Origin of the sequence: Gilliamella sp. B3817, assembly GCF_026536705.1 — a bacterium.
Lineage (GTDB): Bacteria > Pseudomonadota > Gammaproteobacteria > Enterobacterales > Orbaceae > Gilliamella > Gilliamella apicola_I.
In genome coordinates this window covers 18,161-39,845 of the sequence record NZ_JAFNNV010000005.1, presented here as the reverse complement: position 1 = coordinate 39,845, position 21,685 = coordinate 18,161, and the positions used below count along the sequence as shown (strand labels likewise).

Genomic DNA, 21,685 nt, shown 5'->3' with positions numbered 1-21,685 from the left:
CAAAAAATTACTTTTCCGATTTTTTTGTTGTTTTAGATTTAGTTACTTCTTTGGTTGCTGCTTTAGCTTTACTCTCCGTTTTTACCTTTTTTGGTGAATCAGATGTTTTTGTAGCAGCTTTAGCTTTTTTAGCTGGCTGTTTTTTCTTTTCTTCATTCAATGCTCGAATGCGTGAAGATAAAGAAAATAATCGAATAAAACCACCAGCATGGCTGTGATCATAAACCTCATCTTCTCCGAATGTAGCAAACTCTTCGTTATATAAGCTATTCGGTGATTTTTTCTGCACTGCGGTAGCACTGCCTTTATAAAGCTTCACCACAACTTCACCTGTCATATCCTCAGCTAACACATCGGCTGCTGCTTGAATAGAGCGACGATAAGGGGCAAACCAACGACCATCATAAACAACATAAGCCATTTCAAGACCTAACTGCTCACGCCATTTGAAACTATCACGATCTAAAATCAACTGCTCAAGCCCTCGCAAAGCGGTCATCATAATAGTACCACCAGGCGTTTCATAACAACCACGTGATTTGATTCCTACTAAACGATTTTCAATAATATCGACCCGACCAACTCCATGTTTAGCACCAATTTTATTCAATGTGGCAACACAGTTGTAAGGCGAAAGTTTTTTACCATTAACTGAAACTACCTCACCTTTTTCAATACCAATAGTCACAAGTTCAGGTTTATTTGGTGCATCTTCAGGAGAAACCGTCCAAGCCCAACAATCTGCGTTTGCTTGATTCCAAGTGCTTTCAAGAACGCCACCTTCGGTTGAGATATGCCAAGCATTTTCATCACGACTGTAAATTTTTTCGACCGTTGCGGTTGTTGGTATTTTTCTTACTTTTAAATAGTCAATTAAGGCTTCACGTGAGCGTAAATCCCACTCACGCCAAGGTGCTATCACTTTTAATTGGGGAGCAAGCGCGGTATAAGTTGTTTCAAAACGAACTTGGTCATTACCTTTACCTGTCGCACCATGGCAAAGCGTATCGGCGCCAACTTCTAACGCATATTCGACTTGTGCTTTAGCAATAATTGGACGTGCCATTGATGTACCAAGATAATAAGTTCCTTCGTATAAAGCACCGGTTTTTAAGACTGGGTAAACATAATCTTTAACAAATTCTTCTCGTAAATCGACCACTTTACATGCTACAGCGCCAGAAGCTTTGGCTTTCTTTTCTACATCTTTCAATTCTTTTGGATCTTGACCGACATTAGCCACTAACGCATAAACTTCACATCCACCATAATTTTCTTTTAACCAAGGAATAATAGCGGATGTATCTAAACCACCTGAATAGGCTAAAACGACCTTTTTTGTGCTACTTTTTTTCATGTTATACCCTTTCTTAATTAACGACGATCGACGAATAAGTTAAAAAATCTTGAAACCTACATCACTTTTTTTCTTAAAACAGTTATAATGATAACCGATGTAATATAATATCTGATCGCTATTTAAGCAATAATTCTTGTGCCCGTTATACCGGATTTTCCATTAAATAATTCAATCAGTTTATCCGGTTCTTTCCAACTTGCTATATCAATTCCCCTGCCTAACGCTTCAGCAGCTTCAAATGCAGAATTAACTTTAACTATCATGCCATCAGTAATCACCCCATTAGCGATAAGTTGATCAGCTTGTGATTGTGTTAATGATTCAATGCGCTGTTTATTCTCATCTAAAACGCCAACTACATCAGAAAGCAAAATTAAATCAGCATCTAATGTTTTAGCTAACGCCACTGCTGCATGATCAGCGTTAACATTCATCATTTGGCCTTCATCTGTTATACCAATTGAACTTACGATCGGCAAATAACCATTTTTTATTAGAAGATTCACTAAAGTTGGATCCCCAGCCTGAGCTTCACCAACATACCCAAGCTCTTCCGAAATCTGCTTAACTTTGACGCTATCACCGTCCGCTAAACAGAGCCCTATACTTGGTATATGCTGTTTTTTAGCTTCAGAGAGTAAAGTGGTATTTGCGCTACCAGCAAGACTACCAACAATCACATCAATTTGATCTGCCGGTGTGACCCTTAATCCATTACGACGAACAACGGGGATCGATAACCTATCCATTAAGGAATCAACGACACTGCCCCCACCGTGTACAATAATTAAAGGACGGTTAAAATTCTGTTTATAATCACGAATAACTAAAAACAATTTATTGAGTGCATCTTTATTATCGAGTAGTACGCCGCCAAGCTTAATAATTAATGGTTTCATTTCAATTCCCTATTAACTTAGATTATCGTTAACCGCTATTCATCTTAATTTATCGATAAATATCCCAATTTTTAAAGTAACGCAGTTGTTTCATCAAAACCAAATCGAATATTCATACACTGCACAGCTTGTGCTGCTGCACCTTTTAATAAGTTATCTTCCACTGAAATTAAAATTAAATGTCGTCCTTTTAAAACAAATCCTATATCACAATAAGGTAATCCAACGACAGCTTTTAAAGCTGGCCAATCTTTTTGATAAACTCTAACTAAAGGCTTATCGCTGTAATACTTATTTAAAGCCGAAAGAATATCATTAGAAGACACATTGGCTTTTACAAGGCAGGTTATCGTTGCGTGAATACCTTGTTTAAAACATCCTAAATGAGGAGTAAAAATGACCTCTTGACCTAGATGCGTTGCAATCTCAGGTTGATGACGATGAGTAAATAATCCATAGGCATGTAAGCTGACTTCACAAAATAAATTATTATGTGAAGGTTTACGCCCTGCACCACTTACTCCACTTACCGCATTGATGACAGGTAATTGCGATTTATCTATTAAATCTTCTTCAATTAATGGCTTTAAAGGTAACAGACTGGCCGTTGGATAACAACCGGGAACGGCAATTAATTTTGCTCGTTTAATTGCCTTAAAATTCCATTCGGCTAAACCATAAATCGCTTGGTCTAACCATTGTTGATGTTGATGAGTAAAACCATAAAAATCTTGATAAAATGAGGAAGAATTAACACGAAAAGCACCCGACAAATCAAAAACCGTACAGTCGTGCTCTAAAAAATACGGGGCGATAGCATGACTAACAGCATGCTCAGTTGCCAAAAATACCAAATCGATATCATTAATTAAAAAAGAATAATCTGAGGTTGCAATCAAAGGTAAATCAACCACCCCTTTTAATTGAGGATGAAGATTATAGTCTGAGATAAGCTTTCCCCCATCTTGACTATTTTCTGAAACCGCTAAAGCAACAAGTTCAACATGTGGGTGTTTAGTCAAGTAATAGGCTAATTTTGCACCTGCATAACCACTCGCTCCAACAATAACCGCTTTTAACATACCATTCCTATAATTTATTATTAAATAATGAATATATAGTAGGTTATTTATTAAACCGACACAAGCCCTAAAATGAATTTTTATTCACTTTTTATGAATTTAATTTCATTTATCGATTTAAAATAATGTTTAAGACAGTTAAAAACCTGCCGACGACGATCCGCAGGTTTTTTAAATTGATACTATTTTAAAAGTGTTGCTGATTTTAAAATTGCAATAAGTAGATCCCAATAACGATGAACGCTTTGAATATTCACTTTTTCATCAGGGGAATGAGGAGATACAATTGTTGGCCCAATCGAAATCATATCCATATCAGGATAAGATTGCTTAAATAGACCACATTCTAGCCCAGCATGTATTACCATAATTTTTGCTTTTTGCGAAAAAAGTTCATGATATTTGTCTTTTGCAAGTTGCAACAAACTAGAATCTAATTTCGGTTCCCAACCAGAATAACCGCCACTAATTTCATAATTTGCATTTACTAATTGACTCAATGAAATTAAGGTCGAAACAACCGCATCTTTAGCTGAATCTACTTGTGAACGGATTAAGAAATTTACATAGAGTTGATTCTCTTTGATATTCACAATGCCTAAATTTAAAGATGTTTCAACGACGCCATGTATTTGATTACTCATTCTCACCACACCATTTGGTGCTGAGTTCAACCAATTGATGATTTTGTTTTGATGCTCGGTTGTTAACACACGTCTAACTTTAGTTTCATCAACATCACTCAAATTTATTTCAATATTTGGTTCAACGCTACCTAATTCGTTTTTTAAGGTCGATTTGTATTGCTGAATGATTGACTCAAGCTTAGGTAAATCTTGTTTATTCAATGAAATTTCCGCAAATGCTTCTCTTGGGATTGCATTTCGTAATGATCCACCTTGTATATCCGCCAATCGAAATGAAAAATCCTGAGCATACTCAGCCAAAAACCTTGCCATAAGTTTAATGGCATTACCTCGCCCAAGATGAATATCACATCCAGAATGCCCACCTTTTAAACCTTTTAATGAGATACGCATATAACAATCATGTTTTTCAGGCATAACAGCATAAGTAATCGCGAACGTTGTGGTAAAATCAACGCCTCCAGCGCATCCTGTAAATATTTCACCTTCATCTTCAGAATCGGTATTAATTAAGTATTTGCTTTTAAGCCAATTAGGTTGAAGACCAAATGCCCCGTGCATACCGGTCTCTTCTGATGTGGTAACAAGCACTTCTAACGGCCCATGCTCAACAGTCGGATCAATTAAAACGGCTAATGCCGAAGCCAGCCCAACACCATTATCAGCTCCTAAAGTTGTTCCTTTAGCTTTGACCCATTCACCGTCAACATAAGCTTGAATAGGATCAGTCAAAAAATCGTGTACTGTGCCTTCATTTTTTTGAGGAACCATATCCATATGAGCTTGTAACGCAATTGAAGGACAATGTTCCAAACCTTTGGTTGCTGGTTTTGTTAACAAAATATTCCCTGCTTTATCGATTTGATAAGCAATATGATGAGAATTGGCAAAATCAACAATATATTTAGTTATCATTTGTTCATGATGTGAAGGATGTGGAATTTTACAAATATCATTAAAAATCTGCCAAGTAAATTTTGGCTCTAATGTGGAAAGCATAATATATCCTCAATATTAAGTGAGTAATTAATTAATGAGTGGTTTTTTTTGTGTAATCGCTCTATAATAAGGTGCAATTTTACATCTATTTTTAGTCCATTAATATTAATTTATTATATTTACACATTCGATTAAAATTGCGAGTTACTCATGTCAATAGAACAAAATTTAACTGAAGAAGAAATTAAAGCTAAAAAACAGCATAAAGCTGAAATCATCGCTGAAAAAGAAAAATTCAACGTTACCTGGGAAATGTTACAAGCCTATGGACGTCAACTTTCAAAACGTTTATTACCCGCAAATCAATGGAAAGGCATTATTGCAGTAAGCCGTGGTGGTTTAGTACCAGCTGCGATTCTTGCTCGAGAATTAAGCATTCGTTATGTTGATACTGTCTGTATTTCAAGCTATGATCATGATCATCAGCGTGAAAAACTGATTCTTAAACAAGCTAACGGTGATGGTGAAGGTTTTATTGTTGTTGATGATTTAGTTGATACCGGTAACACCGCTCACACCATTCGTGATATGTATCCTAAAGCACGATTTGTGACTATATTTGCAAAACCGGCTGGTAAACCTCTTGTTGATGATTATGTTGTAGATATTGAACAAGATACTTGGATTGAGCAGCCTTGGGATACCGGTGTCATGTTTGTTAAACCAATTAGTGATCATGAATAATTAATCTATCATAAGGGATAATTGGCTGTTATGTCAGCGACTAAAAATCTATCAGAACAGATATTTAAACAGCAATATGATTATCCAGAAACTTCGGGGCTTATTAATCGTATTGATTACAGTGACGGTAGTAGTATTAGTCCGTTAGACGGCGACCTAGATTCAAGATGGTATAGAATTATCAATCCCATTTTGTGGTTTTGGCGTGGTTTGCCAAAGCTTGAAGTTGAAGCAGTTTTATCACGAATTGCTGCTTCAACTAAAAAACACACCAATGATAAATGGTTAGATTCAGTTATTAGTTATCAACCTGGTAATTGGATTTACGAATTTTTGAATCAGGCTGCTGAATGGTCAGCAAAAGCCGATGCTATCGATCCCACCAATTTAAGCGAAGACGATAAAAAAAATCTAAATACTTATTATTTGATTGCAAGTGAATATGCAAGTATTGCAAGCTATCCTCATTTTAAAAATGACGAGTTAGCGATGTATGCTCAAACATGTGCATATCAAGCTTATACAAAAGCACTCAATTATTCCCCTTATAAGATTAAAGAACTTGAATTCAAAGTTGAAGATAGGAATGTCAAAACGCTACTTCATTTACCTAAAACTGAAGGTACATGCCCTGTCGTTGTGATCTGTAATGCACTTGGTAATTTGCAAATTGATTTTTATCGATATTTTAGTGAATATTTAGCACCGCAAGGCATTGCGATGTTAACTGTGGATTTACCCAGTGTTGGATACAGTCGTAACTTCACTTTAACTCAAAATAGTAGTCAGATTCATCAAGCCATTATTGAGCAACTTTCTACCGTGCCTTGGGTGGATAATAATCGTTTAATTGTGGCAGGTTTTCGTTTTGGTTCGCATATTGCAACACGATTAACCTATTTGATGCCAAATAAAATAAAAGGATTATTTAATTTTACACCTTTTGTTCATCAAATTTTCACTGATAAAGAACTACAAAAGAATCTACCTAATAGCTACAAAGATATGCTAGCTAGCCGTTTGGGATTACCGCTAATATCCAACCAACAATTAGCCGCCGAATTAAATTATTTTTCACTAAAAAATCAGGGTCTTTTAACTCGAGCTTGCCCAGTTCCTGTGATGAATATTATTTTCGAAAATGATAAACTTAGTACCTTAACTGAAGCAAAACTTATTCATTCAGCCAAGCAAAATAAAATTATCACTATTCCAAAAACACCATTACAAAAAAGTTTACATCAAGCATTAACACAATCAGTAATATGGATGAAGTCTATTTTGTAATACCAGTATAAAATGAGTATTGTTATGACTAACATAAAACAGCAAGTTGTCGTGGTTAAATTGGGTACAAGCGTATTAACAAGTGGGACAAAACAGCTAGATCGTGCACAGATAGTAGAATTAATACGACAATGTGCAATCTTACATCAAGAAGGTCATAAAGTTATTATTGTAACGTCAGGTGCGATTGCTGCCGGACGAGAGTATTTAAACTACCCTAACCTACCTAATACGGTTGCATCAAAACAATTACTTGCTTCTGTAGGTCAAAGTAAACTCATCCAACTTTGGGAACAACTGTTTTCTATTTATAAAATTTACATTGGTCAAATGCTATTAACACGTGCAGATTTAGAAGATCGTGAAAGATTCCTAAATGCTCAAGATGTGTTAAAAGCAATGTTGGATAACCAAATTGTACCCGTTATCAATGAAAATGATGCGGTAGCAACAGCGGAAATTAAAGTTGGCGATAATGATAATTTATCTGCACTTGCGGCTATTTTAGCAGAAGCCGATAAACTTATTTTATTAACTGATATCGAAGGTTTATATACTGCCGATCCTAGATCAGATAAAAACGCTAAATTAATTTCAGAAATCGAACAGATCGACGATCATTTGCGTAGTATCGCAGGCGATAGTGTTTCAGGGTTAGGTACTGGTGGAATGAGCACAAAAATACAAGCTGCCGAAGTCGCAGGAAGTGCCGGTATCGAAGTTGTGATAGCGGCAGGAAACAGACCCAATGTAATTATCGATATCATGAATAATAAATCGGTCGGCACTCGTTTTCTTGCTCAAAAAACACCATTAGAACATCGCAAACATTGGATATTTGGTGCACCGATAGCAGGAAAACTTATATTAGATGACGGTGCAGTGAATGCAATTTTAAATAATGGAAGCTCCCTTTTACCTAAAGGAATTATAAAAGTTGCACAAACCTTTTCACGTGGTGAAGTGGTTGATATATGCGATAAATCAGGCAAATCCATTGCCCGAGGAGTCAGTCGTTATAATAGCGATGCACTACAACAAATAGCAGGACATCACTCATTGGAAATTAGCCAAATTATTGGCTATGAATATGGTTCAGTTGCCGTTCATCGAAATGATATGATTATTAAATCATAATTTATTAGCAATCTTATTCAAATACAATACACTAATAATTATTAGGCTTAATAATTAAGATAAAATCAATTGATTTAAATTCATAAATACCAATAATAAGGCAGAAAATCAGCATAATGCTTTAAACGTATATTATGCGCTTAACCAATATTAAGAATTAAAAAATCTATAAAGGTCTCATCATGTTAAACCAAATCGGAAAAGCAGCAAAACAAGCTGCATACCAATTAGCACAATGCCCTACTGCTGCTAAAAATAAAGTACTTACGGTCATTGCCGATTTATTAGAAGCACAAAGTACCCTGATTCTAACAGCTAATGCGCACGATATAAAATTAGCAAAAGAACAAGGCTTAAGTGATGCTATTGTTGATCGTCTACTGCTAACCCCTGAGCGATTATCTTCGATTGCCAATGATGTTCGTAAAGTTATCACATTGAAGGATCCTATAGGTGAAATTATTGATGGGTCAACGTTAGACAGTGGTTTAAAGTTACAACGTCACAGAGTGCCATTAGGTGTAATTGGTGTTATTTATGAAGCTCGTCCAAATGTAACCATTGATATCACCTCGCTTTGCTTAAAAACAGGTAATGCTGCGATACTCAGAGGTGGCAAAGAAACGCTCAAGACTAATATGGCGATTATTTCTATTATCCAACAAGCCTTATCACAAGTTGGATTACCACAAACCGCCATACAATATATTGACAATCCTGACCGAAAATATATTAACGAATTACTTAAACTCGACAAGTATATTGATATGATTATTCCAAGAGGTGGCATGGCACTCCATCAGTTATGCCGTGAACAATCTACTATACCTTTCATTACAGGTGGAATTGGTGTTTGTCATATTTTTGTTGATGAAAGTGCTGATTTTGATAAAGCTTTAGCCATTATTATTAATGCCAAAACACAGCGGCCTAGTACTTGTAATACGCTGGAAACATTATTAGTTCATCATAAAATTGCACCAATGTTTATGCCGATATTAAGTCAAATAATGACGGATAATGAGGTTACCTTACATGCAGATAAGCGCACAATTGAAATGTTAAACTCAAATAAAGCTAATGTGTATCCGATAAAAGATGAAGAGTTACGTCAAGAATGGCTATCAAAAGACCTTAATGTTGTTATCGTCGATTCCCTCGAAAATGCAATAGAACATATACGAGAATATGGAAGTGGTCATTCAGAATCAATCTTAACCCGTAACCTAATACATGCGGAACAATTTGTTAATCAAGTCGATGCTGCAGCGGTATATGTCAACGCCTCGACACGTTTTACCGACGGTGGACAATTTGGCTTAGGCGCTGAAGTGGCTGTAAGTACTCAAAAATTACATGCCAGAGGCCCTATGGGACTTGAAGCATTAACAACCTATAAGTGGATAGGTATTGGGGATGATTTAATTCGTCAATAAAATCTGTATCAACTGTTCAGTAACACCTGACAGTTGATACTTCAATATTTAGTCAAAATTACGCATTAATAATGCATAATTTAAGTCGATTTCTTCTGGGATAGGGATATAAACAATATGTCCATCACCTAATCCCGCTGGCACTGGTTGCCCTTTTTTATTCTCCATACGTTCAATAGTAAAAGTCATGTTACCTTTTGGTGTCATCATCTCAACACTATCACCCACTGAGAACTTATTCTTAACAATAATTTCCGCTAAACCATTTAGACGTTCACCACTAAATTCCCCCACAAACTGTTGTCTGTCGGATACCGAATGACTGTGAACATAATTTTGCATATCTTCATGCTTATGACGACGCAAAAAGCCTTCGGTATAACCGCGATGCGCTAAAGAATCAAGTTCAGCCAACAAACGAGGATCAAATGGCTTACCTTCGCTTGCAGCATCTATCGCTTGACGATACACTTGTGCCGTTCTTGCACAGTAATAAAAGGACTTGGTACGCCCTTCAATTTTCAATGAATGGACACCTATTTTAGTCAAATCTTCTACTAGTTCTACCGCTCTTAAATCTTTAGAATTCATGATATAAGTTCCATGCTCATCTTCGAATGCTTGCATGTATTCACCCGGTCGACCAGATTCTTCTAACATAAATACTTTATTTGTTGTTTGACCAATGCCAAGTGTAGGTTCAACTTGTTGTACCGGTATGGGCTCATATTTATGTACAATCTGACCTACTTCATCTTCTTTTCCTTCGGAAACTTTGTATTCCCAACGGCATGCGTTAGTACAAGTGCCTTGGTTAGAATCTCGTTTATTAATATAACCAGATAACAGACAACGCCCAGAATATGCCATACAAAGTGCACCATGGATAAACACTTCTAATTCCATCTCAGGAACTTTTTCACGTATTTCGGCAATCTCATCAAGAGACAGCTCTCGAGACAACACAACACGTGTTAATCCCATTTGATGCCAAAATTTAACGGTTGCCCAGTTAACAGCATTGGATTGTACCGATAAATGAATCTCCATTTCCGGAAAATGCTCACGAACAAGCATAATTAAACCCGGATCAGACATAATGAAGGCATCGGGTTTCATATTGACAATAGGTTCAAGATCACGAATAAACGTTTTAAGTTTCGAATTATGAGGTGCAATATTCACCACCACATAAAACTTTTTGCCCTGTGCGTGGGCTTCGTTGATGCCGATAGCTAAATTTTCATGATTAAATTCATTATTGCGAACACGCAAACTATAACGAGGTTGACCGGCGTAAACCGCATCTGCACCATAAGCAAACGCATAACGCATATTTTTAAGAGAACCGGCAGGCGAAAGTAACTCAGGTTTTGGGTATAAATTTGTCATTAAAAAATGCCTCTGATTTCAAGTCAGTATTACTCAGCAGTAATAGGTTAAGCAAAATAGGTGGGCATTTTACGCTTTAGGCTAGAGCTTGGCAAATTTATTTAAAGATGAACTTAACAAATCCTAACTTGATAGGATTTAATACGATTTTCATCAAAAATGATGATTAAATTCAAATCAAATTGTTCAAATAACTAATTCTTTAATGATTGGAACAACGATAAGAATATAACATATATCGTAAACCAGTAAATGAATGGTTTTCACTTTTTTTAACTATTCATCTTTTAGATTTCTTTATTAATAAGAGGGAAATACTCTTCCCAACGATACTCTCTGATTGGCATAGGCTTTTCGTTCACAAAATACAGCACCAAAGCGGGTTTAATTCCATTCCAATTATCCACAAACTCATAGCCCAGAAGAAAACCATCTTTGATTAATTTTTTTGCTTTTGCATGATAATTAAAGTAGCTCATAGTAGTCAAATCAAGAATACCTATATTTGACTATTATTTGTACTCTTTTTTGAGCAATATAGCAATCGGTTTAAATAAAAAAATAAAAGAGAATATAGCTTAAGTTATTTTCATTTGAACGATTAAATTTTAATAGTACATATGAAGAACAAATAACAACATACTGGCAACAGCATTAATGAAGCACCAAACCTACGCATAAATTTACCTCTAGAGAAACAAAAGATATAAAAACCAGTTAAAAAAATAATTGCATAAATCCACCAATAAAATATTAGGCTTAAAACAAATACTCCAAAAATGCTTAAATTTGGTATCATAGTTATCTCCATATTTTGAATAATCTTTACAATATAATATTTATCACAAAATAACAATTCTTTTCAAACTTATCTTACTATTCCTTTAGTCTAAAATAACTTTATAAATTATAAGAAAACATTTTTTCAACTATCCTCTATAGCAGATAGTTAATTTTATGAGAAAGTTCGAAAACAATTAAAAAACGGAATTTTTTTTCTGACTGGCGACAAAGAAAGCGACATCCATGCAATGGCAACCTAAGCCATTTTGTGAACTATTCCAGACATGATTGAATCAGGTGAAAAAGATGTTAAAAGCCTTCATAATGACTATACTTCATATAAAAAATGCTGAATATAAGTATTACGGTACTTGGATGATCATTGGCATTAATTTGCCAGCAATTGTTGGAAAAAAAACGAATTAATATTACATTGCCAAATATTCTTATCGATTGAATAGATATCACAGTTAAAGCGTCAAATTCATTCTATAGGGATAAAAGCAATTTTTTAATTTAGGTGACTATTAATGAACTAGTAACAAAAAAACATGTTAATTATTTTGGTCAGCAAAATCAGCACCTCTATAAAGTTAACTGATGACGGGAAACCACCTATTCAGCGACACGATTTGTCACTGAATAAATTATAATTAAGGATAAACTACGTTATTTTTTGACTTCCATCTTCATTCTATTATTTAAATTCTCATAAATCAGCGCTACTCCGTTTTCAAATGCAGAGGAGACCGAAACGTCAGATAATTTAAACGTGTGTTTTTCGCCAGTTAAAAGCGTGTAGGGCGATAACGGCAGTGCATAATTATCTAAATATACCGCATGAGCAACAATATCGAGTTCCGAATTTAAATCATTATTCAGATTTATTGTTATAGAAGGCTCTGGCTTAGACATAGCTGATTTAGTAGCACGATTAATCTTATTTTTTATTCTTTCAGACATGCTAATAATCATCCCCCCACCAAATCCAGCATTAGTGATTTGGATATCGCCAACAGCCGTTTTACCACCAACTGTAATTGGAACTTCGAACAACGCCTTTGAGTCCATTTTTTCACGATAGCACTCTATATATTTAGCATCTATGAAAACTTCTGAAATCGCTTTTTTTACGCCCATTAAATCTGAAGATTCCTTTCTTGAATCCTCAAAATCAGTGCATGCTATAACCTCAACAATGAGTTTCGATTGAACAGTTTTGGCAGTTACACTATTGACATCAGTCAGATTTACTGTAGGAACTAATTCACTATACCTGTTTGTGCCGTATAGAAGCGTTGATTGTTTTAATATGACAGTATTTTATTGACAATAAATGGAGGCGCGTCCCAGAATCGAACTGAGGTAGACGGATTTGCAATCCGCAGCATGGCCACTCTGCCAACGCGCCGTTGAGGTCTAACTGAATAGGTGGCAAATATTAGCATTGGCATGTTTATACGTCAAGAATAAATAGTTTATAATTACAGCAGTCACAAAAGTTATTTAATCTCACTGCCCTTTTCGATAATTATTCATCCAAAGTTCAACATATAATAGACATAAATTTAAAAAATAAAATTTAGTAATCAGCAAAAATCACCTAGTCTATTACGTTTTAAAATGGTATTTACCTGCTTACAGATTAACTAAAATGGTGGTTGATAACGACTGATGTCAGTACTTAAATTAATAAAGCTAATAACCATGATTTATCAGAACGGTTATTACAAGCTTTGTCCATCTGATTAATTTTCAGAATAGTGATAGATCCATGTGATACCCTCATAGTCTGCGAAGGCACTCGGAAATAAGTAAATGCCATTGAATAAAGGAAAGTTAGCATACTTCCATTCTAAATTAAACTCCGGATAAATTTTGACAATGGCGTCATAAAGCAATGTAGTGCAATATAAATGATCTTCATCACGACTAGCTAGTACAAATGGAGCACCTTGTTTAGTTAATAGTTCTGCAACTATCAATTGTTGTTGTTGATCAGATAAAAAATGGGGTCTTGCTATCGCATACTTCTGTGCAAGTGAAGGCGTAGTAAATTCGTCAATTGTTGAAATAATAACTTGATTTGGTAGATTTTCATTATCGCCTGTTGTTGCATGAATTACTCTAACTTCTGGCTCAGTTGCTATAATAAAACCAATATGAGAAAAATCACCCCCGCCTAATTGATTAATAACCAAGCTATCAATTTGAACACCTTTGCGAAAAATCCAATCCCCTACTTTTATAAGTGGAATAAAGTTAGATTGAGCATCTAAAGAATCAGCTGATACCGTTTTTGTCACTAAATTAGAACAAAACAATATAACAATAAAGACATAATGGCAAAATTTCATGACAATTTAAAAATTAGTTAATCATAATTGAAAAAGGGTAACCATTGATTTACCCTTTTTTATTTTCGTTATTAAATACTATTCTTATGATTTATTTCATATTGACAAGCCATTTGCCATCAATCTTTATCAAATCTAAACTAGATTTCTTTTGAGCACCATCTTTAAATGAAACAGTGACTTCAACTTGAGCTTTTGTTTTATCGGTATTATATTCAGCAGGTGAACTAACGATTTTATCAATTCCGCCATGGTTTTTTGCCATTTTTGCAGATTCATCTAAAACACTCTTAAATTTACTTTTTAATAGTATTTTTACATCAACACCATCTTTTTGCATATCATCAGAAATATACAATAAATCCATAAAGGTATCCATATCAACGCTATAACCAGCTTTTGTAAATTTTTCTCCAACGGCTTCTGGAGAATCATTATTGGTACAGGCAAAAACCATAAGCGATAACATAAAAATACCCAAAAACTTTACAACTAATTTCATTTTTTTTTCCCATTAACAGAATATTAACGACATAAATCTATTCGAATTCCTTTTCAAGGTAGCATAAATCGATTTACAAACTTGAAAAGGTACAAAATCATACTATGTAATATTTTAATTGAAAAGAAATAAGTAAAATTTTATTAATTATTCTTAAGTAATCAAAAACAAAATCGTTATATTAAATTACATTTTAATACTTTATTTACTCCGTTTTTTAAATGGACTTAATGACCCTATTCATTTGTATTATTAATAGAAATTAAAGCTACTTGCACTAAAATAACGCCAAATTATTTAATAAAAAGATAAAATGAATTGATTAAATCAATTCAAAATTTTTCAAAATAGATAGCCAGTTATTATCTAAATCAGCTTTAATCGTGATTGGACACTGCGTTAGTGGGTGAATAATATTAAGAGAACTTGCATGTAACATTAGTCTTTTAATACCAAAGTAAGCAGTAAAAGCTCGATTTTGATGAAGATCGCCATGTTTACTATCACCTAAAATAGGATGAAATATATGTTTCATGTGGCGGCGTAATTGATGTTTTCGACCGGTTTGGGGTTTTAATTCCACAAAACTAAATCTTGCTGTATCAAATTTACCAACTTTAATCGGTACTTCGATCTTACTGATACCTCGATAAAAGGTAATTGCATCTTGTGCGGGTTTATTCGGTGTTGAGAACTTATCGGCAATTTTATCCAGCTCCTCAACTAATGGATAATCAATTATCGCCTCACCTTCAACATAACCACGAACAATTGCATGATACGTTTTTTCAATTTGTTTAGTTGCAAACTGTTGTGACATTAAACGAGCCGTTTCACTAGATAAAGCAAACAATAATACCCCAGATGTAGGACGATCTAAGCGATGAATAGGAAACACATGTTGCCCAATCTGATCTCGCAAAGTTTGCATGACAACCGTTGTTTCATGTTTATCTAACCAACTGCGATGCACAAGCCAACCGGATGGCTTGTTAATCGCAATTAAAGCATCATCTTGATAAAGAATTTCGAACATTATTTAACAAATACTATAAAAACAGTTTTTCAAGTTCACTCGCAATACTGGTACTGTTATTGTCACCAATAACATGGTCGGCTTTGGCTTTCACTTCATCATCTGCGTTACCCATCGCAATACCCAGCCCCGCCAACGTCAACATTGAAATATCATTATAGCTATCACCAAATGCGACGATTTCACTAAGATCGATATTTTCGTGTTTAGCCCAATGCATTAAACCATTTCCTTTTGTATTGCCCTTCACGGCGACATCAGCGCGATTCGACCAAGACCATTCGCATGAAAATTGATTAAGTGCTTCAACAGCATCCGAAAATTGTCGTAATGCAGGCAGATCATGACTACTTGTGGCAAATTTGTAAACTGCTCCTGCTTCGTCAATTACTGTGTCAAAGCTATCTACTTTTTTAATCTCAGGTTGTAAAAATGAAGGCAACGAATTTACCCATTTAAAAAAACCTTCTAAATGATCATCGAGCACTTCATAAGTCATCATTTTGTCAGTGTAAATAAGCGTATGAATACCATATTGATTGACCAAATTAAGCAATGTTTTTGCTTGCTCTTTTGTCATGGGTTTACCGGCAAATGATTGCTGTTTTTCAAAATCATACAGGTAAGATCCATTACAACAAATAGCAGGTGTTGATAATTTAAATTGATAATAATACGGATAAATAACAGAATGGTGACGACCAGAAACTAAAATAACTTTAACACCTTGGGCACTGATTTTTTCAATCATCGCAACTGTCTCAGGTAAAATTAGACGATTACTGGCAAGTAAAGTACCATCCATATCAAAGGCAACGGCTTTATACTTCATTTTATTCCTCTTTCTATCTTCAAATAACTATTCCTACACCCTTTTACATCATTCGATTTTGGCTAATTTAACGAATGATTTGGTAACTAATTAGCAAACACTAATGCTTAATCTACAACCGATTTACCATTCAATTTTTTGACGACCAACAAACGAGTGCGATAACGTTGTACCGTCTACCATTTCAAGTTCTCCACCAACTGGCACGCCATGAGCGATACGGGTTGCCGTTACATCAAACTCTGCACACATTTGAGCAATATAGTTGGCGGTTGCATCCCCTTCAACTGTTGGGTTCGTCGCTAAAATAACCTCACTGATCGTTTCTGAAGATAGTTTGTGCTTTAATAGATCAAGACCAATATCACTTGGACCAATACCATCTAAAGGAGAAAGATGACCTAACAATACAAAATAACGACCGCTGTATTGACCGGTTTGTTCAATAGCAACAATATCTGCTGGGGTTTCAACAACACAGAGTTGACCGCTACTTTGACGACGAGCATTGGCACAAATGGTACAAATGGATTGTTCAGTAAAAGTTCGGCACTCTTGGCAATGACCGATATTAATCATCGCTTCATGAAGTACGTGAGCCAATTTAATACCGCCTTGTCGATTACGCTGTAATAAATGGAAAGCCATCCGTTGTGCAGATTTGGGACCAACGCCAGGTAAGCAACGTAATGCTTCCATGAGTGATTCTAATAATGGGCTAATTTGCATAAATTCGTTTAGTTATCACAATAAATACATTTAGCGTTAATAATACCTCTTTTCAAGCTTTGATAAAACAACAATTACATCGCTTTTAAATTTCAATTCAGGCAGAACGATTTAATAAATCACCCGATTTTAATGTCGATAACCGAAGCCATGAATGGTTTTAATTAAAACAGGATTCAATGGATCGAGTTCAATTTGTTTACGTAATTTAGAGATATGCTGATCAAGTGTTCGACTATTTGGTGAATAATCATATCCCCATACATAATCAAAAAGCATATCCCTTGTCACAACTTGATTTTGATGTTGATACAGGCAAGATATAATTTTGATTTCTCGAAGTGAAAGCTCGATTACTTGTTGATTACGTTTTGCACATAACTCGATTGGATAAACCGTCAAATCACCAAAATAAAAAAATTCATCGTTTATATGGTTAGCATGTTTTAATTTTAAATAACGTTTAGCAATAGCTTTGATTCTTGCTCGAAGTTCATGAATGCCAAAAGGTTTACTCATATAGTCATCAGCGCCAAGCTCTAAACCAATAACGCGATCGATTTCTTCATCTTTAGCGGATAAAAAAAGAATCGGTATATCATCATCTAATTTTCGAATCTCACGACAAACACAATACCCATCCATTTCGGGCATCATAATATCTAAAATGATAAAATCAGGTTTATCCTGTTTAAACAATTTAAGCGCAGTTTTCCCATTTTCAGCTTGAAGGATGGTATAACCTTCTTGTTGTAAAAGATCCGACATTCCTTTACGAATGTTATGATCATCCTCAGCGATTAAAATCTTCATGCACATGCTCCGTTAAAATTAATGAAAACGCAGTACCCGGATTTTCATTGGTTACCTTGATAGTACCCTGCAATTGCTGCGCTAATTGGTTGGCAATAGTAAGCCCAATTCCTGTTCCCGAAACGCCTTCGGTAATGGATGAATTTATCCGATAAAAGGGGTTAAAAATTTTCTTTAATAGATGCTTAGGAATACCACGACCATAATCCCGCACGGTGATAATAGTCTGATTATTTGGGGTCGTCAGTGATAAATCAACTTTTTTGCCATCTACAGCATATTTTTCTGCATTGCTTAAAAAATTACTTATGATTTGCATCACACTATCTTCATCGGTAAAGATAGTGTGATTTTTATTCGAATTTAAAATCAAATTCAGTTGTAAAGATTTTGTTTTAAGAACGGGATTGAAAGTTTGATAAACTCGCTCAATGAGCAACGTTAAATTAACGGCTTTAAAATTCTGTTTAGCTGGCTTGCTTAAATTAAGTACATTTTGCACTAAGCGAGTTAATCGCTGACTTTCACTGGTGATCACATCCAAATATTCAGGTACAGGGAAAGGTTCATCAGTTAACTGTTCTTTTAACATTTCTGAATAAAGTGTGATATTAGTTAATGGCGTTTTAAACTCATGTGAAACTTGCCCAACAAAGCTAACTTGTTGTTTAGCTAAACGAATCGCTCGTGTATATTCTCGATAAACATAACAAACGATACCAATAACTAACACAATAAACAAAAATAATATTCCACCACCTAACCAATAAAAGGTAACAAAGTTTGGTGATGAATAATAATAAGTTAATTGCCAATTCTGTAGTGGATAGTCAAGCATCACATTAATGTCATTGATTGTAGAGTGACCATGAACATAGATTTGTTTTGAACCCTCATAGAGACTGAAATTATCATCGATAGATTGATCTTCAAATAACCGAATAATATCTAACGCAAATTTAATCGTTGATAGCTCAAATCCCTTGATAATGTTACCCTTTTTAGACCAAAAAATCAGATGATCATAAGACTGATACCAACCCGAGGTTGGCAGAGATAATTCATTCGACGAATTGGGGTTGATTAAAATTGCATTATCATACTTAATCGACTCAACAAATTTAACCCATTGCAGATCGTTACTATTACTGATATAAACAATGTTATTATGGCGAATTTCGAAAGCATTTTTGATATCTGATTGCGATTGTAACAGATTATCAAACGTACCGGCGCCCTTTTCCAAAAGTTGAATTAAGCTAATCAAATAAACGGAACGCTGATTTAACAGCGATTCAATCGATGATTTTATATTCTCCAATCGGCTTTGTGCTAACGATCTTTGCTGATGTTGACGCATTAAAACTTCATGTTCAATACTACGCCAACCAAGATAGCTAAGAGCCATTACAAATATTATACAAGAGAGAATCGCTGCTAATTTTTTCATACTTTCGTTATTTTTTAATTACACCCAGTTTAGTATTTTGTTGCTTTTCGGTCATTCCTTTACGATAAGCTTTGCTATTCCCTCTTTCATTAACTGCATCTGCTGCCATTTTTTCATTCCATTTTATATCATCTAGCACTCTATCCGCATATTCTGGATACATATTTGCAACTGCTTCAAGTCTTTTACTGTTATCCTCTAGAATTTTCTGCGCAGCTTTTCGATCGCCTTTATTATAGAATTCTAATGCTTTAACGCTATTTTCATTCACTTCTTGTATTTCAATCTCAGTAACGACATCTTGGCGCAAGGCTTTTTTTACGGCTTCCAGATTATCGGTATAAGCAAGTTTTACTGATTGTTTTTCTTTTTGAGTTTTCTTATCTAACAAATCATCATACACTAAATCAATTTCCGCTATTGTTCTTTCTTCGCCTACTTTACCTTGTGGTTGCTCGACCTCTAACAAAATATACTTTTCTTGATTAGAATAAATTTGATTCATTGTTACCGTTACTTGATTACCTTTGATTATGCCATCTCTACCTAATAAACGAACCGGTTTTACCCCATCTTTTAAATAGATATTGATCTTAACATGTTGGGCAACCGTTGACATTACATCTTTGAACTCACGGACAAATACATTTTCAAGATCTAAAGAATCATTAACAAATACATGATTACCATCACTATAACTAGCAATCGATGACATCAATAATTCATTATAATCCTCACCGATACCAAAAGTACTGACAGAAATATTCTTTTTGGCGGCAATAATGGCAAGTTCAGAAAGTTCTTGAACGGATGTCGGACCAATATTCGCCTGCCCGTCCGATAATAAAATAATGCGATTCACATTATCTTTAGACAACTGTTTTTCAACTTGATGGATACCTTTACTTAATCCGGCAAACAACGCTGTGCCACCATCTGCAACAATATTTTCTTTTATTAAACTAATCAGTTTTTGTTTATTGTTAACTTTGGTTGAAGGAATAATCACCTTTGCATCATTATCATAAGCAACGACAGATAAAGTATCATTCTCATTAAGCATGTTAATAGCAAAAATAGCCGCCTCTTTTGCTTTAACAATACGATCACCTTGCATCGAGCCTGAGCGATCAATTACTATTGCCAAATTAATAGGAACCCGTTTTGCTGAATCAAATTCATGACCGGTTAAGGAAATTTTTAAATAATTCTTATCTTGGGAATTTTGCATAACAATTGGCGATGCAAGTTCCGAGCGAATTTCAATTTGCTTATTGACTTGTGCATGACTGCATAAACTTAATATTGAAAGCCCTGCTAATAGGACTGTTTTAATTAATTTCATTGTTTTTCCTTATATAAAAAGTTTATGTCATTATATTGATTTGACCCATCAAACTGTCAGATAGTTGTATTTAATTGTAAAAAGTTGTAAAAAACACCATTTTAGGACAGGAAAACGCTAATTATATTTTTTATTTAAAAAGGAATCATTTCATCCCGACTTTCGACATGTATCAATCAAATTGTGAACAATCGACCGCTTTTACTGCATTGTTACGGTTTGTTTATTGCAAGCACAAAGAACGAAGGTATATAATACAAAATTAGCCATTCTTAAAAAGAGAATATTTAGAGAACATTTAATATGACTCAGTTACAAGAAAAACTTGCGCTTATCAAAAACAGCATTATCACCATTCCAGACTATCCTAAGCAAGGAATTTTATTTCGTGATATTACCAGTCTGCTTGAAGATCCTGTCGCATTTAGAACTTCGGTCGAATTGTTAATCGATCACTATCGAGATAAAAAAATTGATAAAGTTGTCGGTACTGAAGCGCGTGGTTTTATTTTTGCAGCACCAATTGCATTAGCGTTAGGCGTTGGTTTTGTGCCAGTTCGAAAACCCAATAAGTTACCACGTCACGTATTTAAAGAAGAGTATCAACTTGAATACGGAACCGATACACTTGAAATCCATTCAGATGCAATTAAACCGAATGAACGAGTACTGATTATTGATGATTTGCTTGCAACAGGTGGAACGGTTGCTGCAACTGCTAAATTAATTCAAAAAGCAGGTGGTATAGCAGAAGATGCCGCATTTGTTATTAATTTACCGGATCTGCATGGTAAAACAAAATTAACCGATCTGGGTATTAACTGTTTTACCCTCGTTGATTTTGCCGGTGAATAATCTTAGTCTACTGGGGCGATGTTGTCGCCCTACTCATGCTAAGAGTTAACTCCTCCCTTC

At 34.8% G+C, this 21,685-nt stretch carries 19 protein-coding genes, 1 tRNA gene and 1 pseudogene; 5 read left to right on the top strand and 16 right to left on the bottom strand.

The window, feature by feature from the left end; translation table 11 throughout:
- Nucleotides 1-139 precede the first annotated feature (139 nt).
- The 4 genes and pseudogenes from J3U36_RS07565 to J3U36_RS07550 all read right to left on the bottom strand — a co-directional run.
- Nucleotides 140-1,357: pseudogene (locus J3U36_RS07565) on the bottom strand (argininosuccinate synthase); the annotation flags it as partial.
- Nucleotides 1,358-1,479: 122 nt separating this feature from the next.
- A complete protein-coding gene (argB, locus tag J3U36_RS07560) occupies nucleotides 1,480-2,259 on the bottom strand; it encodes an acetylglutamate kinase (RefSeq protein WP_267352278.1) in 780 nt (259 codons plus the stop codon).
- A 71-nt stretch (nucleotides 2,260-2,330) separates the two neighbouring features.
- Nucleotides 2,331-3,341 carry an N-acetyl-gamma-glutamyl-phosphate reductase gene (gene argC / locus J3U36_RS07555; RefSeq protein WP_267378786.1) on the bottom strand — a complete coding sequence of 337 codons (1,011 nt, stop codon included), beginning with the start codon at nucleotides 3,339-3,341 and terminating at the stop codon, nucleotides 2,331-2,333.
- A 182-nt stretch (nucleotides 3,342-3,523) separates the two neighbouring features.
- Nucleotides 3,524-4,987, bottom strand: a complete 1,464-nt coding sequence (locus tag J3U36_RS07550) for an aminoacyl-histidine dipeptidase (protein ID WP_267378789.1) — start codon at nucleotides 4,985-4,987, stop codon at nucleotides 3,524-3,526.
- Nucleotides 4,988-5,137: 150 nt separating this feature from the next.
- Here J3U36_RS07550 and gpt point away from each other — a divergent pair, with 150 nt between their 5' ends.
- The 4 genes from gpt (at nucleotide 5,138) to proA (ending at nucleotide 9,531) form a co-directional block, all read left to right on the top strand.
- Nucleotides 5,138-5,671, top strand: coding sequence for a xanthine phosphoribosyltransferase (gene gpt / locus J3U36_RS07545; protein WP_220217131.1), 534 nt, complete (start codon nucleotides 5,138-5,140; stop codon nucleotides 5,669-5,671).
- 30 nt (nucleotides 5,672-5,701) lie between these two features.
- Entirely contained in the window at nucleotides 5,702-6,958 is a 1,257-nt protein-coding gene (frsA, locus tag J3U36_RS07540; RefSeq protein ID WP_267378792.1) for an esterase FrsA, read from the top strand.
- 24 nt (nucleotides 6,959-6,982) lie between these two features.
- Nucleotides 6,983-8,095, top strand: a complete 1,113-nt coding sequence (gene proB, locus J3U36_RS07535; protein ID WP_267378794.1) for a glutamate 5-kinase — start codon at nucleotides 6,983-6,985, stop codon at nucleotides 8,093-8,095.
- Between the two features lie 182 nt (nucleotides 8,096-8,277).
- Nucleotides 8,278-9,531, top strand: a complete 1,254-nt coding sequence (gene proA / locus J3U36_RS07530; protein ID WP_267378797.1) for a glutamate-5-semialdehyde dehydrogenase — start codon at nucleotides 8,278-8,280, stop codon at nucleotides 9,529-9,531.
- Between the two features lie 48 nt (nucleotides 9,532-9,579).
- Here proA and yegQ read toward each other — a convergent pair whose 3' ends face one another.
- From yegQ to J3U36_RS07470, 12 genes are all read right to left on the bottom strand, one after another.
- On the bottom strand, nucleotides 9,580-10,923 hold the full coding sequence (gene yegQ, locus J3U36_RS07525) for a tRNA 5-hydroxyuridine modification protein YegQ (RefSeq protein ID WP_267378799.1): 1,344 nt from the start codon (nucleotides 10,921-10,923) through the stop codon (nucleotides 9,580-9,582).
- A gap of 287 nt (nucleotides 10,924-11,210) precedes the next feature.
- A complete protein-coding gene (locus tag J3U36_RS07520; protein WP_065557694.1) occupies nucleotides 11,211-11,402 on the bottom strand; it encodes a thermostable hemolysin delta-VPH in 192 nt (63 codons plus the stop codon).
- A 973-nt stretch (nucleotides 11,403-12,375) separates the two neighbouring features.
- Complete coding sequence (locus tag J3U36_RS07515; protein ID WP_267378802.1) at nucleotides 12,376-12,846, bottom strand: DUF7424 family protein; 471 nt, start codon at nucleotides 12,844-12,846, stop codon at nucleotides 12,376-12,378.
- Between the two features lie 197 nt (nucleotides 12,847-13,043).
- Nucleotides 13,044-13,117, bottom strand: a tRNA-Cys gene (locus tag J3U36_RS07510).
- A gap of 337 nt (nucleotides 13,118-13,454) precedes the next feature.
- Nucleotides 13,455-14,063 carry a YiiX/YebB-like N1pC/P60 family cysteine hydrolase gene (locus J3U36_RS07505; protein WP_267378805.1) on the bottom strand — a complete coding sequence of 203 codons (609 nt, stop codon included), beginning with the start codon at nucleotides 14,061-14,063 and terminating at the stop codon, nucleotides 13,455-13,457.
- A 91-nt stretch (nucleotides 14,064-14,154) separates the two neighbouring features.
- The gene (locus tag J3U36_RS07500) at nucleotides 14,155-14,565 is read right to left on the bottom strand and encodes a DUF4878 domain-containing protein (protein WP_267378808.1); all 411 of its coding nucleotides are present in this window, start codon (nucleotides 14,563-14,565) and stop codon (nucleotides 14,155-14,157) included.
- Between the two features lie 322 nt (nucleotides 14,566-14,887).
- Entirely contained in the window at nucleotides 14,888-15,601 is a 714-nt protein-coding gene (truC, locus tag J3U36_RS07495) for a tRNA pseudouridine(65) synthase TruC (RefSeq protein WP_267359855.1), read from the bottom strand.
- Between the two features lie 13 nt (nucleotides 15,602-15,614).
- Nucleotides 15,615-16,433, bottom strand: coding sequence for a pyridoxal phosphatase (locus J3U36_RS07490; RefSeq protein ID WP_267378811.1), 819 nt, complete (start codon nucleotides 16,431-16,433; stop codon nucleotides 15,615-15,617).
- A gap of 123 nt (nucleotides 16,434-16,556) precedes the next feature.
- Nucleotides 16,557-17,162, bottom strand: coding sequence for a recombination mediator RecR (recR, locus tag J3U36_RS07485; protein ID WP_220217117.1), 606 nt, complete (start codon nucleotides 17,160-17,162; stop codon nucleotides 16,557-16,559).
- A gap of 129 nt (nucleotides 17,163-17,291) precedes the next feature.
- Nucleotides 17,292-17,975, bottom strand: coding sequence for a response regulator transcription factor (locus J3U36_RS07480; RefSeq protein ID WP_267352291.1), 684 nt, complete (start codon nucleotides 17,973-17,975; stop codon nucleotides 17,292-17,294).
- Nucleotides 17,956-19,425: a sensor histidine kinase gene (locus J3U36_RS07475; RefSeq protein ID WP_267378816.1), complete on the bottom strand. Its 1,470-nt coding sequence runs from the start codon at nucleotides 19,423-19,425 to the stop codon at nucleotides 17,956-17,958. Before J3U36_RS07475 ends, J3U36_RS07480 begins: the two co-directional genes overlap by 20 nt.
- A gap of 7 nt (nucleotides 19,426-19,432) precedes the next feature.
- The gene (locus J3U36_RS07470) at nucleotides 19,433-20,770 is read right to left on the bottom strand and encodes a vWA domain-containing protein (protein ID WP_267378819.1); all 1,338 of its coding nucleotides are present in this window, start codon (nucleotides 20,768-20,770) and stop codon (nucleotides 19,433-19,435) included.
- 303 nt (nucleotides 20,771-21,073) lie between these two features.
- On the opposite strand from J3U36_RS07470, the gene apt reads away from it, so the two are divergent.
- Nucleotides 21,074-21,625, top strand: coding sequence for an adenine phosphoribosyltransferase (gene apt, locus J3U36_RS07465; protein ID WP_220217113.1), 552 nt, complete (start codon nucleotides 21,074-21,076; stop codon nucleotides 21,623-21,625).
- Nucleotides 21,626-21,685 lie beyond the last annotated feature (60 nt).

Excerpts from the sequence above, each read along its gene's own strand:
- argB (WP_267352278.1), bottom strand. The coding sequence starts at position 2,259 with ATGAAACCATTAATTATTAAGCTTGGCGGCGTACTACTCGATAATAAA.
- argC (WP_267378786.1), bottom strand. The coding sequence starts at position 3,341 with ATGTTAAAAGCGGTTATTGTTGGAGCGAGTGGTTATGCAGGTGCAAAA.
- J3U36_RS07550 (WP_267378789.1), bottom strand. The coding sequence starts at position 4,987 with ATGCTTTCCACATTAGAGCCAAAATTTACTTGGCAGATTTTTAATGAT.
- gpt (WP_220217131.1), top strand. The coding sequence starts at position 5,138 with ATGTCAATAGAACAAAATTTAACTGAAGAAGAAATTAAAGCTAAAAAA.
- frsA (WP_267378792.1), top strand. The coding sequence starts at position 5,702 with ATGTCAGCGACTAAAAATCTATCAGAACAGATATTTAAACAGCAATAT.
- proB (WP_267378794.1), top strand. The coding sequence starts at position 6,983 with ATGACTAACATAAAACAGCAAGTTGTCGTGGTTAAATTGGGTACAAGC.
- proA (WP_267378797.1), top strand. The coding sequence starts at position 8,278 with ATGTTAAACCAAATCGGAAAAGCAGCAAAACAAGCTGCATACCAATTA.
- yegQ (WP_267378799.1), bottom strand. The coding sequence starts at position 10,923 with ATGACAAATTTATACCCAAAACCTGAGTTACTTTCGCCTGCCGGTTCT.
- J3U36_RS07520 (WP_065557694.1), bottom strand. The coding sequence starts at position 11,402 with ATGAGCTACTTTAATTATCATGCAAAAGCAAAAAAATTAATCAAAGAT.
- J3U36_RS07515 (WP_267378802.1), bottom strand. The coding sequence starts at position 12,846 with ATGGGCGTAAAAAAAGCGATTTCAGAAGTTTTCATAGATGCTAAATAT.
- J3U36_RS07505 (WP_267378805.1), bottom strand. The coding sequence starts at position 14,063 with ATGAAATTTTGCCATTATGTCTTTATTGTTATATTGTTTTGTTCTAAT.
- J3U36_RS07500 (WP_267378808.1), bottom strand. The coding sequence starts at position 14,565 with ATGAAATTAGTTGTAAAGTTTTTGGGTATTTTTATGTTATCGCTTATG.
- truC (WP_267359855.1), bottom strand. The coding sequence starts at position 15,601 with ATGTTCGAAATTCTTTATCAAGATGATGCTTTAATTGCGATTAACAAG.
- J3U36_RS07490 (WP_267378811.1), bottom strand. The coding sequence starts at position 16,433 with ATGAAGTATAAAGCCGTTGCCTTTGATATGGATGGTACTTTACTTGCC.
- recR (WP_220217117.1), bottom strand. The coding sequence starts at position 17,162 with ATGCAAATTAGCCCATTATTAGAATCACTCATGGAAGCATTACGTTGC.
- J3U36_RS07480 (WP_267352291.1), bottom strand. The coding sequence starts at position 17,975 with ATGAAGATTTTAATCGCTGAGGATGATCATAACATTCGTAAAGGAATG.
- J3U36_RS07475 (WP_267378816.1), bottom strand. The coding sequence starts at position 19,425 with ATGAAAAAATTAGCAGCGATTCTCTCTTGTATAATATTTGTAATGGCT.
- J3U36_RS07470 (WP_267378819.1), bottom strand. The coding sequence starts at position 20,770 with ATGAAATTAATTAAAACAGTCCTATTAGCAGGGCTTTCAATATTAAGT.
- apt (WP_220217113.1), top strand. The coding sequence starts at position 21,074 with ATGACTCAGTTACAAGAAAAACTTGCGCTTATCAAAAACAGCATTATC.